Below are 12,076 nucleotides of genomic sequence, written 5' to 3'. Positions count from 1 at the left end.
GATGGAGATCGGACGCACGCTCGCCTGGACCGCTGAACGCTTCCCCGACCGCCCGGCGTTCGCAGGCTCGAGGACCATGACCTACCGGCAGTGGGACGAACGCACCAACCAGATCGCCCAGGCGATGCTGGGACTGGGTGTCACGCCCGGTGACCGGGTGGCGATGTTCCTGTCGAACTCGGAGGTCATGGCCTCCACCCATCTCGCGTTGCAGAAGCTCGGGGTGCTGTCCACGCCGCTCAACATCCGCCTCTCGGGACCCGAGCTGGCCTACTGCATCGCCGACGCCGAGCCCACCGTCGTGGTCACCGACGACCTCGCCCGTGAGGTAGCCGCCGAGGCGCTGGGCATGGCGCCGGTCGACCCGGTCCTCCTGCACGCCGGCGCCCAGCCGCTCGAGGGGGCCCAGGACTTCGAGACGGTCGTCGCGGCCGCCTCCGTGGAGGCCCCCGGCATCACGGTGACCGAGGACGACCCGGCGGTCATGCTCTACACCTCGGGCACCACCGGCAAGCCCAAGGGCGTCCCGCGCACCCAGCGCAACGAGTTCGCCGCCTCGGCCGCCCATGTCATGCAGTGCGGCTACGGCTACCGGGAATCCACGCTCGGCGCGATGCCGATGTACCACACCATGGGCCTGCGCTCCCTGCAGTCGATGCTTATCGTCGGCGGCAAGTTCGTCGAGCAGCCCGTCTACAAGGCCCCCGAGGCGATCGAGCTCATCGAGCGCGAGCAGATCTCCGCCCTCTACCTCGTGCCCACTGCCTACTGGGCGCTGGCCCGGACCGGCGAGCTCGAGCGCGTGGGCCGCTCGGTACGCAAGCTCGCCTTCGCCGGCGCGGCCATGACCTCCACCCTGTGCGAGGAGCTCGAGGCGGCGATCCGGCCCGAGAGGTTCGTCAACCACTACGGCTCGAGCGAGGTCTACACCTTCGCCATCGAGGAGAACGCCTCGCGCAAGCCCGGCAGCGCCGGCCGTCCCGGCCTGTACTCCCGGCTGCGCGTCGTCGACCCCACCTCGACCGACACCCACGAGAACCTGCCCACCGACGTCGTCGGGGAGATCGTGGTCTCCCTCGACTCCGACGAGGCCTTCCAGGGCTATTGGAAGCGGCCCGACGCCGACGCCAAGGCCATCCGCGGTCGCTGGTACCACACCGGCGACCTCGGGCACATCGACGCCGACGGCGACCTGTGGGTCGACGGTCGCGTCGACGACATGATCATCACCGGCGGGGAGAACGTGCACCCCATCGAGGTCGAGGACGTCCTGTCCCGGCACCCCGACGTCGCCGAGGTCGCCGTCGTCGGGCTCAAGGACGAGAAGTGGGGGCAGGCCGTCACGGCCTTCGTCGTGCCCGCCAGGGACGACGTCGACCCCGCCGCCTTCGCCGCCGAGCTGCAGGAGTGGAGCCGCAACGAGGCGCCCCTGTCGCAGTACAAGCGGCCCAAGAAGGTCCTCGTCATCTCCGCGATCCCGAAGAGCCCGGTCGGGAAGATCCTGCGGCGCAAGCTCGTCTCGGGCGACTACACCCTCCGAACCTCAGCGGCCGGTGGGCCGGCCCCGACCGGATCGAGCCAATGATGACGATCCGCGGCCAGGAGCACGAACAGATTCCCGAGCCCACCGTCGTCGAGCGGCGCTTCGTCGAGGGCGGCCCCGGCTTCAGGTCAGGCCTGCGCGACCTGCCGGGCCACCTCAACATCTCGACGATCGGCGCGGGCATCATCGCGGCCATCTTCGGCTGTACGGGCCCCGCGCTCATCGTCATCAACGGTGCCCAGGCGAACGGACTCTCCGATGTCGTGATCTCCTCGTGGATCTTCGGCATCTACGTGTTCGGCGGCCTCATCTCGTTCGTCATGGCGCTGTACTACAAGCTGCCGATCACCGGCGCCTTCAGCATCCCGGGCGCGGTACTCGTCGTCGCCGCCCTCGCGGAGTACGAGTTCTCACAGATGGTCGGTGCCTTCCTCGCGGCCGGCGTCATCGTCCTGGTCATCGGGCTCACCGGCCTCGTGCGGAAGGTCGCCACCTGGCTGCCGTTCCCCATCGTCATGGCCATGATCGCGGGAGCCCTCATCCGGTTCGGCACCGGGGTCGTCGATGCGGCGGTGTCGCTGCCGATCGTCGTCGGTGCCGCGATCGTCGGTTACCTGCTGCTCTCGCGGTTCATCAAGGCCGTACCGGGAGTCGTGGGAGCACTGGTCGCGGGCGCGATCGCCGCGGCAGCCACCGGCTCCTTCTCACCGCTCGAGAGCAACCTCGCGCTCACGGCGCCCGAGCTGGTCATGCCCTCGTTCGATCTGAGCGCGATCCTCGCCGTCGGTGTCCCCCTCGCCCTGCTGGTCATCGGGGCGGAGAACGCCCAGTCGATGGGGGTGCTCATGGTCGAGCGCTACCGTCCGCCGTTCAACTCGATGACGATCATCAGCGGCGTCGGCGGCCTCCTCGCCCCGCTCTTCGGCGGCCACAACGCGAACATCGCCGGACCGATGACCGCGATCTGCTCCTCCGAGCAGGCCGGCGCTGACAAGAACGGTAGGTATGCCGCAACCGTCGTCAACGGCGTGCTCTTCATGGCTTTCGGGATCTTCGCCAGCGTCGCCGTGGCGATCGTCGGCACGCTCCCCCCGGAGCTGACCGCAGCTGTTGCCGGCCTCGCGATGATCGGTGTCCTGCTGCAGGCCTTCCAGTCGAGCTTTCGGGAGAGGCGCTTCCAGGTCGGTGCGCTGGTCGCGCTCGTCATCGCCATGAGCGGAGTGACGATCCTGCACATCTCGGCGCCGTTCTGGGCGCTTGTGGGCGGAGTGGTCACGTCGCTGATCCTCGAGCCGCGGGACTTCCACAGCCGGGAGGAGCAGACGGCGTAGCCGGCCAGTACCTGTGCCGTACGTCAAAGAACTCGACGAGCCTGGATCCTGGCGGCATCACGGTCGCTGGCGCAGGAACTGATCTTCGACCCGACCGGCGTGGCTGACGAACGTCACGCGCACGTTCCGACGAGGCACCTTCTGACCAACGGGGGGCAGGGGGCTGACCAGGGGGAGACATGAACTTTCAGACAGTAGTGCTCGGGATCGCGGCGCTGTACATCGCAGTCACGGTCATCATCAGTTTCGCGGTGAGGCGTGCGTCTCGGGACGCAGAGAGCTTCACCACGGGTGGGAAGACGTTCCCCGCCATCCTCATCGGCGTCCTCATGGCGTCGGAGTTCATCGGCACCAGTGCGAGCATGGGAACTGCGCAGGGGGCCTATGAATACGGCATCTCAGCGGCGTGGAACCTGGTCGCGTTGGGGGTCGGGTTCGTCCTGTTCTCATTCTTCCTCGCCGCCAGGTACAAGCGGCTGGGACAGAACACGATCTCCGGTGTGCTCCGACAGGGCTACGGCGAACGGGTGAGGGTCGCCACCTCGGTCATCATGATCGTGGCTCTGATGACCGTCGCGGTGGCAGTCTTCGCCAGCGGAAGTGCGGTGTTCACCAGTCTGCTCGGGATCGACAGGACCATCGCGACCGCGATCACAGGTGTGCTGGCGGTGCTCTACGTCGTGGTGGGCGGGATGCGGTCGGTCGTCTACACCAACCTGCTGCACTCGATCGTCATGCTGTCGGGCATCGTCATCGCCGCCGTCCTGCCCCTCCGGAGCATCGGTGGGTGGGCGTCGCTGAGGGAGGCAGTGCCCGATCAGTTCTTCGACGTCGCAGGCGTGGGCCTGGGACAGATCTTTGCGTGGTTGATCGCAGGCGCCGGGGCGACCTTTGCCACCCAGTACATCATCCAGGCCATCTCGTCGGTGTCCGATGAGAAGAAGGCGCGCGCCTCCAGCGTGTATGCCTCGCTCATGCTCATCCCGTACGGGATCTGCGCGGCGGTGGCCGGGATGTGTGCACGGGTGCTGTTCCCTGAGATCGAGTCGCTCCAGGCCCTGCCGATGGTGGTCGTCAACATGGATGCGCTCAGTGCCGGCATCGTCATCGCCGGGCTGCTGGCGGCACTCCTGGGGACGGCGAGTGCGATCATCCTCTCGGTCTCGACGCTCCTGCTCAAGGACTTCTACCGCCCGATCCTCAACAAGGACCAGGATCCGAAGAAGGACGTCGTGTTCATCCGTTGCGCGACTGTCGTCGTCGGGCTGCTCCCGATGGTGCTTGCCCTCTACGCGAGCGACGTGCTCGCGGTGACCTTCCTGGGTAAGGCGCTCCGCTCGACCCTGGCCGTCCTTGTCCTCCTGATGTTCTACGCCCCCCGGTTCGGGTCAAGGAACGGAGCCCTCGTCGCGATCATCGCCTCGTTGGTTGCCACGGTTGCGTGGTTCCTGCTCGGTGACCCGTGGGGAATCGACAACGCGTACGTCGCCATTCTCGTCCCTATGGTCGTCATGGCGGTGGCCGGGGTGACCGGGCGTCGTACCGGCAGCTCGCACCGCGCGGACGATCCGTCGTCGGTGTCGGCGGAGCGGAGCGGATGACGCGCGCCGACGATCTGTTTGTCATGCTCGTGCCGTTGCCTGTGCGTTGACGTCACCCCCGACCGCCGCTGCCCGAGGAGGACCCCATGTCGAACCCAACCGACCGCACCGCCGCCCACATCATCGCGCTGCCCAATGGCGGCGCACCGACGATCGCCGACGACGCCTTCGTGGCACCCGGCGCCACCGTCGTCGGCGCCGTCGAGCTCGGCGAGCGCTCCAGCGTCTGGTACGGCGCGGTCGTCCGTGCCGACATGGACGGGCAGCGGATCCACCTCGGTGCGCGCAGCAACCTGCAGGACAACACGAGCGTGCACGTGGCCGCCGGGCTCGCCACCGTCATCGGCGAGGGCGTCTCGGTCGGCCACAACGCGGTGCTGCACGCCTGCACCGTCGAGGACGACGTGCTCATCGGGATGGGCGCCGTCGTGCTCTCCGGCGCGCGCATCGGTGCCGGCAGCCTGGTGGCTGCTGGCACCGTGGTGCTCGAGGGGACCGAGATCCCGCCGCGCTCGCTGGTCGCCGGGGTGCCCGGGAAGGTCCGCCGGCAGACCACCGACGAGGAGGTCGACGCGATCCGCGAGAACGCGGAGACCTACCTCGAGCTGTCGGTTCGGCACCGCGCGGCCGTCGGCAGCTAGGATGCAGGTCTGGTCGGAACGTGGTCCACATGGAGGTGTGATCGTTGCGGGACATCCTTCCTGAGCTCACCGACTGGTACCGGGCCGGCACCCGCTTCGCGCTGGCCACCGTCGTCGAGACCTGGAGCTCCTCGCCCCGTACGCCGGGTGCGTCGATGGCCGTCTCCGAGCACGGGGAGGTCGTCGGCAGCGTGTCCGGCGGCTGTGTCGAGGGCGCGGTCCACGACCTGGCCGAGCAGGTGCTCGCCACCGGTGAGCCCGTCCGGGAGTCCTACGGTGTCGCCGACGGGGACGCCTTCTCCGTGGGCCTGACGTGCGGGGGGACGATCGAGATCTTCGTCGAGCTCGTCACCGCCGAGACGTTTCCGGACCTGCTCGTCGTGGCCGAGGCCGAGCAGGAGCGCCGGCCGATCGCCGTCGCGACCGTCGTCGAGGGCGGCTCCCTGGTGGGGTCCCGCGTCGTCGTCACCCCCGACTCCGTGGCACGCGCCGACGGGGTCCCGGGCGGGGCGGCCACACCCGGGCTCGCCCACTCCGTCGTCGAGCTCGCCCAGGGGTATCTCTCCCAGGGGCGCAACGGGAAGCTGCACCTGGGTCGGCAGGGCGAGCATCGCATGTCGGAGGTGACCGTCTTCGTCGAGTCCTTCGCGCCGGCGCCGGAGATGATCGTCTTCGGCGCGATCGACTTCGCCGCCGCCGTGGTCAAGGTGGGCAAGTTCCTCGGCTTCCACGTCACCCTGTGCGACGCGCGTCCGGTCTTCGCCACGCGAGCCCGGTTCCCGGAGGCCGACGAGATCGTCGTGCAATGGCCGCACGACTACCTGGCCGGGCGCGAGGTCGACGAGCGCACCGTGCTGTGCGTCCTCACGCACGACCCGAAGTTCGACGTCCCCCTGCTCGTCGAAGCGTTGTCCACCCCGGCGGCCTACGTCGGGGCGATGGGCAGCCGGCGCACCCATGACGACCGACTGGCCCGGCTGCGCGAGGAGGGCGTGCCCGAGGAGTCGCTGGCCCGCCTGCGCTCGCCGATCGGGCTCGACCTCGGCGGCCGGACCCCGGAGGAGACGGCGGTGGCGATCGCCGCCGAGATCGTCGCCACCCGCTGGGGCGGCTCCGGTGCACCGCTCACCCGGCTCAGCTCACCGATCCACGGCGTGGCCGAGCCGGTGCGGCGCTGACCGCACCGGCCTCGGCCTACGCCTCCTCGCGGGTCCAGTCCCCGGAGCGGCCCCCGGACTTGGCGACGATCATCGCCTCGCGGATGGCCACCGTGCGGTCGATGCCCTTGAGCATGTCGACCACCGTCAGCGCCGCGACCGTGACGGCCGTCAGCGCCTCCATCTCCACGCCGGTCCGGTCCGCGGTGCGCACGGTCGACCGGATCTCCACGCGGTCCTCGGCGAGCTCGAGGTCCACGCTCGCCCCGTGCACGCCGATGACGTGCGCGAGCGGCAGCAGCTCGGGGGTGCGCTTGGCGGCCTGGATGCCGGCGATCCGGGCGACGGCCAGCACGTCACCCTTGGGCACCGAGCCCTCCGTCAGGGCGGCCATCGTCTCCGCCGCGCAGGTGACGGTGGCGCGGGCGGTGGCCTGGCGGACGGTCGGGGTCTTGGCGGTGACGTCGACCATGTAGGCCGTGCCGTCGCCGCGCAGGTGGGTCAGCTCGCTCATGCGTCCCATCCTCCGACGACGAAGGCCTCGAGGTGGTCCCCGGCGCGCACCTGGTCGGCCTCCGCGGCCACGACGACCAGCGCGTCGGCCCGGGCCAGGGTCGCGGCGAAGTGCGACTTCGCCCCGTGCGGGTGCGGCGGCTCCGCGAGGATCGTCGCCCCGTCCCGGCGCAGCTCGACGGGCGCGTACTGGCGCCGGCCCGGCGGGGTCGGCCAGTCCCGGGCCGCCACGACGGGGAACCGCTCGTGGGTGGGCTCCGTTCCGGTGAGGACGGCCAGCAGCGGGCGCACGATGACGTGGAAGGTGACGAAGACGCTGACGGGGTTGCCGGGCAGGCAGACCACCGGGACCCGCCGACCGCCGTCGTCGAGGGTGCCGAAACCCTGCGGCTTGCCGGGCTGCATGGCCACCCCGACGAAGTCCACGCCCCGACCCTCGAGGGCCTGGCGCACCACCTCGTGGGCGCCGGCCGAGACGCCGCCGGCGGTGACGACGAGGTCGACCTCGGCCAGGTGGTCGGCCAGCACGGCCCGGAAGGCCTCGATGTCGTCGCGGGTGCGGGCGTGCACCGGGTCGCCGCCGGCGTCGGTGACCAGCGTGGACAGCAGCACCGAGTTCGAGTCGGTGATCTGCCCGTCGGGCACGTCGTCGCCGGGCTCGACCAGCTCGTCCCCGGTGGTGAGGACGAGCACCCGCGGCCGGCGGGCGACGGTGAGGCTGCCGTGCCCGACCGAGCCCGCGGCGGCCAGCTGGGCCGGACCCAGCAGCGTGCCCGCCGCCAGCACCGGGTCCCCGACGGCGACGTCCTCCCCGGCGTGCCGCACGCACGCACCCGCGCGCGGCCGGGAGCTCAGCCGCACGCGCTCGGGAGCCGGTCCGGGGCCGGGCCGGTGGTCGGTGTCCTCGACGGGGATCACGGTGTCCGCCCCGGGCGGGAGCGGGGCGCCGGTCATGATCCGCTGGGCGGTGCCCGGCGTGAGCGTCCCCGGCACCGCGCCGGCCGCGACGTCGCCGGCCACGGGCAGCTCGAGGGCGTCGTCGGCGAGGCCGTCGAGGTCGGCGGCGCGCAGGGCGAAGCCGTCCATCGCGGAGTTGGTGAACGGGGGCACCGCGGCCCGGGCGAGGACGTCGGCGGCGAGCACCCGGCCGGCGGCCTCGCGCAGCGGGACCCGCTCGACGGTGCGTTCGGGACGCGCGGCCACGACCTCGGCGGCGGTGGCCAGCACGCGGGCGAGGTGGGTCTCGACGTCGACGAGGCTCACGCGTCCTCCCGCGGGCGGGCGTACTCGAGCTGGTCGATCTGCTGGACGCGCGAGTCACCCACCAGGACCCGGCCATACAGGGGGGAGCCGGTGCCGACGAGCAGCTTGACCGCCTCGACCACCTGGGCGGAGGCGACCTGCCCGACGACGGGGCCCAGGACCCCGATCTCGTGCGAGGTCTGCACGGCGCCCGGGGCTGGCGGCTCGGCGTGGAGGTCGCGCAGGGCGAGGGGACGCCACGGCGCGGGCGGGTCGGTCCAGAACACCGACACCTGCCAGATCATCGCCATCACGCTCGCCCAGACCAGCGGCTTGCCGTTGGCGGCGCACCAGTCGCCCACGAGGTACTTCGTGGCGAAGACGTCGGAGCACTCCATGACGAGGTCGACGTCGTCCCGCAGCGCGTCGAGCGACTCGGTGGTCGCCGGGCCCATGGGCACGATCTCGATCTCGGAGTTGAGCGCGCGCAGCGCCGCGGCGGCGGACTCGGCCTTGAGGACGCCCACCGTCGCCTCGGTGTGGATGAACTGCCGCTGGAGGTTGTTGAGCTCGACCTCGTCGGCGTCGGAGACGTAGATGGTGCCCACGCCCATCGCCGCGAGGTAGAACAGCACGGGCGAACCCAGGCCGCCGGCTCCGACGACGAGCACGCGGGCCGCCGCGAGCCGCTGCTGCCCGCGCTCCCCGTAGCCCTCGACGAGCAGCGAGCGGCGGTGCCGGTCGTAGGCGCCGGGCGGCAGGGGCTCGAGCGGCCGGCTCAGGGGCACCTCGAGGGAGGGCAGCGGTGCGGGGGAGGGGCTCACGGCAGGGCGCTCCATTCGGTGGAACCGTCGGTGAAGGACTGGTGCTTCCAGATCGGCACGCGCGCCTTGACCTGCTCGACGAGCTCGGCCAGGGCGGCGAAGGTCTCCGCGCGGTGCTCCCCGGCCACGACGGCGACGATCGCGTGGTCGCCGATGGCCAGCTCGCCGACCCGGTGGACCGCGCCGACGGCGTGCACGCCGGGCCGGTCGAGGAACTCGTCGACGACCTCGGCGAGGAAGGTCGCGGCCTCGGGGTGGGCGGAGTAGGTGATGCCGGTGACGCCGCGGTCGTCGTCGTGGTTGCGCACGACGCCGGAGAAGGTCGCCACCGCGCCGCACCGGTCGTCGGCGCAGGCGTCGGCTAGCGCCGTCGGGTCCAGGGGGACGTCGGTGACCTCGGCGGCGACGCGTCGGGCCACGCTCAGCCGCCCGCGAAGGGCGGGAGGCAGTCCACGGTGGCGCCCTCGGGCACGGGCGCGTCCTGCTCGGCGCGCGCGCCGTCGAGGAGCCAGGTGGCGACGTCGAGCACGCGGGTCAGACGCTCGTCGGCGCCGGCGCGCAGGGCCTCGACGACGCCGCCGAGCGTGGCGTCGGCGGCCACCTCGACGCTGGTCGAGGAGGTGCCGGCGGCCTCGGCGGCCCCGGCGAAGAACCGCACGGTGACGGTCCTGGTAGCGGTGGGTGCGGGTGGGGTCGTGGCCTGGGTGGTCACGTCAGCCTCCAATGGCGGACATCGTGCGGGAGGGAAGGGCGAACGAGTCGTCGGTGCCGAAGCCGTGGGCGCGGGGCTTGCCCCACATGGCCTCCTGCCAGCGGCGGGTCACCGCGGCGTCGTCGGAGCCGTCGCGCAGCAGGGCGCGCAGGTCGGTCTCGGTGGTGGCGAACAGGCAGGAGCGCACCTGGCCGTCGGCGGTGATGCGGGTGCGGGTGCACGAGGCGCAGAAGGGCTCGCTGACCGAGGCCACGAGGCCGACGGTGCCGTCGGGCAGGCCCGGTGCGGAGACGTCCTCGACGTCGGCGGGTGCCGAGCCGCGCGGTCCGGTGCGGGCGGTGAGGGTGAAACCGGCGTCGGTCAGGGCGTCGCGCAGGTCCTGCGCGGTGACGATCTCCTCGCGCTTCCAGCTCTCGCGCGGTCCGATCGGCATGTACTCGATGAAGCGGAGCTGGTAGCCGCGCTCGAGGCAGAAGCGCAGCAGCTCGGGGGCGTCCTCGCGGAAGGAGTCGAGCATGGGGACGGCGTTGATCTTCACCGGGCGGATGCCCACCCGGTCGACGGCGTCCAGGGAGCGCAGCGCGTCGTGCAGGCGGTCGCGGCGGGCGGCGCGGGCGTAGCGCTCGCGGTCGAGGGAGTCGATGGAGATGTTGACCCGGTCCAGCCCGGCGGCCACCAGGGACTCGATGCGCTTGTCCAGGCCGAGCGCGTTGGTCGTCAGCGCGATGTCGGGCCGTTCGCCGTCGGGGCCCCGCAGGGCCGCCGTGCCGGCGATGATCCCCTCCAGCCCGCGGCGCAGCAGCGGCTCCCCGCCGGTGAAGCGGACCGTGCGCACGCCGAGGTCGCGCACGGCGATGGTCACCAGGCGCACGACCTCCTCGTCGGTGAGGACGTCGTCGGTGGGCAGCCACTCAGGACCCTCGGGCGGCATGCAGTAGGTGCAGCGCAGGTTGCAGCGGTCGGTCAGCGAGACGCGCAGGTCGGTGGCCCGCCGGCCGAACCGGTCGGGCAGCCCGACGGCGTCGGCGGGCAGGGGGCGCCCGGTGCCGGTGCGTGGGGACGGGATCGTGGGCACCGGCAGGAGGACGGGATCGGTGCGGATGTCGGCGGACATCTGTGCCTCCCTCCACGACGACAACGGCGGCGGGCCGCTGCTGGACAACGGCACCTGCCAATCTAACAATCTTGGGCCTCGCGGGCGCTGTGCCGCCGGACACCGTCCGCACCTCGGACCGGTGCCAGGTCACGCCTGTCCGGTGGGCGGCCCCGCCCATCTAGGAGAACACGACGGCGCGCAGCCCTGCCGCGACGAAGGTCCCGTGCGATCGGGGCGGGGGCGGCCCGTGCCGGTGCAGCGTCGGACAGCGCCGACCTGCGCGCCCGCGCTGCACCCCATGCCGAGCGCGGGTTCGGGCTCACGATCCTTCGACGTTCTCCGGCACCGGGACCTCGAGGTCCTCGCCCCAGCTCCTCAGCGTCCCGCCGACCTCCGTCTCCGGGGTCTCCGTCCGGCGGAGACGGTCCTCGTCGTCGACCCACCAGTGCTGGACCTCGTCGGTGAACCGCACCTCGTAGACGGTCGTGCCGACGCCTTCGACCTCGCTCTCGCCGATCTCCTCGACCGACTCCGGTGTGCCCCAGGACTCGACCGCGGCCGCCCAGTCCCACCCCAGGAGGTGGTGCTCGTGCTCGTCCTCGTCGAGCACCTCGAACTCGCCGGCGCCGCCCGTGCGCTCGTACATCGTCCCGTCCACGAGTCGGACCTCCGTGACGACCTGCCGGTCGACGTCGTGGGTGGTCAGGTCGAGCAGGTCCACCTCGCCGTCGGCGTCGTAGCGCACGGCTCCCTCGCTGAACGCGTCGGTCTCGGAGACGGGGGCGTCCCACTCGAAGGTGAACCCCGGCGCCTCGCGCATCGCCGCGGCGACCCGGTCGATGATGTCGTCCTCGGTGAGGGCGTCGTCGCCGCACCCGGCCACGAGCATGGCGCCACCGCTGGCGAGGAGGAGAGGCAGGGTGGCGCGCCTGCGTGCGCCTGGCCGGTCCGTCATCCGGGCACGGTACCGGAGGACTCCGCCGGGGACGGAGACCCGCACGCACACGAGCGTCCTGCGCGAGTCCCACGGGGAAGCCGCGAGCCGCAGCACCGTTCGCACGGCGCCGCGGCTCGGGGCAGATGGCGGAGGATGGGGGATTCGAACCCCCGAGGGCTTGCACCCAACACGCTTTCCAAGCGTGCGCCATAGGCCACTAGGCGAATCCTCCTGGCCGCACGCCGGGGCGGGCGGTACCGAGGATCTAGCGTACCCGAGCCGGCGGGGTGCCCCGGGCCCCTGCGGCGAGAGACGGGCCACCCTCACGGGCCTCGGCCCCGCGGCGCCCAACTTGTAGACTGGACGGCAGACCCCCCGTGCGGCGGTACCCAGTCGAACCCCCCCAGGGCCGGAAGGCAGCAAGGGTAGACGGGCTCTACCGGGTGCGCGGGGGGTCCCTTCATGTCCGCACGCGCCTG

12 protein-coding genes, 1 tRNA gene and 1 other RNA gene are annotated in these 12,076 nt (G+C 71.8%); 6 read left to right on the top strand and 8 right to left on the bottom strand.

The features are described from left to right. Position 1 precedes the first annotated feature (1 nt). The 5 genes from AC3D3D_RS07640 to AC3D3D_RS07620 all read left to right on the top strand — a co-directional run bounded on the left by AC3D3D_RS07640 (position 2) and on the right by AC3D3D_RS07620 (position 6,294). On the top strand, positions 2–1,585 hold the full coding sequence (locus tag AC3D3D_RS07640; RefSeq protein WP_463662700.1) for a class I adenylate-forming enzyme family protein: 1,584 nt from the start codon (positions 2–4) through the stop codon (positions 1,583–1,585). Continuing rightward, entirely contained in the window at positions 1,582–2,874 is a 1,293-nt protein-coding gene (locus AC3D3D_RS07635; protein WP_488511837.1) for a benzoate/H(+) symporter BenE family transporter, read from the top strand. Before AC3D3D_RS07640 ends, AC3D3D_RS07635 begins: the two co-directional genes overlap by 4 nt. A gap of 179 nt (positions 2,875–3,053) precedes the next feature. Continuing rightward, complete coding sequence (locus AC3D3D_RS07630; RefSeq protein ID WP_463662702.1) at positions 3,054–4,475, top strand: sodium:solute symporter family protein; 1,422 nt, start codon at positions 3,054–3,056, stop codon at positions 4,473–4,475. Between the two features lie 86 nt (positions 4,476–4,561). Beyond that, positions 4,562–5,116 (top strand): gamma carbonic anhydrase family protein, encoded by a 555-nt coding sequence (locus AC3D3D_RS07625; RefSeq protein ID WP_463662703.1) that lies wholly within the window; start codon positions 4,562–4,564, stop codon positions 5,114–5,116. 44 nt (positions 5,117–5,160) lie between these two features. Continuing rightward, positions 5,161–6,294, top strand: a complete 1,134-nt coding sequence (locus AC3D3D_RS07620) for an XdhC family protein (protein ID WP_463662704.1) — start codon at positions 5,161–5,163, stop codon at positions 6,292–6,294. 16 nt (positions 6,295–6,310) lie between these two features. On the opposite strand, the gene moaC is transcribed toward AC3D3D_RS07620, so the two are convergent. From moaC to AC3D3D_RS07580, 8 genes are all read right to left on the bottom strand, one after another. Further along, a complete protein-coding gene (gene moaC, locus AC3D3D_RS07615; RefSeq protein ID WP_463662705.1) occupies positions 6,311–6,787 on the bottom strand; it encodes a cyclic pyranopterin monophosphate synthase MoaC in 477 nt (158 codons plus the stop codon). Beyond that, entirely contained in the window at positions 6,784–8,049 is a 1,266-nt protein-coding gene (locus AC3D3D_RS07610) for a molybdopterin molybdotransferase MoeA (protein WP_463662706.1), read from the bottom strand. The genes moaC and AC3D3D_RS07610 overlap by 4 nt, the downstream gene beginning before the upstream one ends. Next, positions 8,046–8,852, bottom strand: a complete 807-nt coding sequence (locus AC3D3D_RS07605; protein ID WP_463662707.1) for a HesA/MoeB/ThiF family protein — start codon at positions 8,850–8,852, stop codon at positions 8,046–8,048. Before AC3D3D_RS07605 ends, AC3D3D_RS07610 begins: the two co-directional genes overlap by 4 nt. Beyond that, positions 8,849–9,271 carry a molybdenum cofactor biosynthesis protein MoaE gene (locus tag AC3D3D_RS07600; protein ID WP_463662708.1) on the bottom strand — a complete coding sequence of 141 codons (423 nt, stop codon included), beginning with the start codon at positions 9,269–9,271 and terminating at the stop codon, positions 8,849–8,851. The genes AC3D3D_RS07605 and AC3D3D_RS07600 overlap by 4 nt, the downstream gene beginning before the upstream one ends. Positions 9,272–9,273: 2 nt before the next feature. Then, positions 9,274–9,564 carry a MoaD/ThiS family protein gene (locus tag AC3D3D_RS07595; protein ID WP_463662709.1) on the bottom strand — a complete coding sequence of 97 codons (291 nt, stop codon included), beginning with the start codon at positions 9,562–9,564 and terminating at the stop codon, positions 9,274–9,276. 1 nt (position 9,565) lies between these two features. Then, positions 9,566–10,678: a GTP 3',8-cyclase MoaA gene (moaA, locus tag AC3D3D_RS07590; RefSeq protein WP_463662710.1), complete on the bottom strand. Its 1,113-nt coding sequence runs from the start codon at positions 10,676–10,678 to the stop codon at positions 9,566–9,568. Between the two features lie 301 nt (positions 10,679–10,979). Continuing rightward, positions 10,980–11,615, bottom strand: a complete 636-nt coding sequence (locus tag AC3D3D_RS07585; protein ID WP_463662711.1) for a DUF7537 family lipoprotein — start codon at positions 11,613–11,615, stop codon at positions 10,980–10,982. A gap of 126 nt (positions 11,616–11,741) precedes the next feature. Then, positions 11,742–11,829: transfer RNA gene (locus tag AC3D3D_RS07580), tRNA-Ser, on the bottom strand. Between the two features lie 134 nt (positions 11,830–11,963). Here AC3D3D_RS07580 and ffs point away from each other — a divergent pair. Beyond that, an RNA gene (ffs, locus tag AC3D3D_RS07575) (signal recognition particle sRNA small type) lies at positions 11,964–12,060 on the top strand. Positions 12,061–12,076 lie beyond the last annotated feature (16 nt).

It is taken from the genome of Georgenia sp. X1117 (assembly GCF_057784635.1).
Note: the sequence above shows the minus strand (reverse complement) of the source record. Positions and strands in the feature narration are given on the sequence as shown.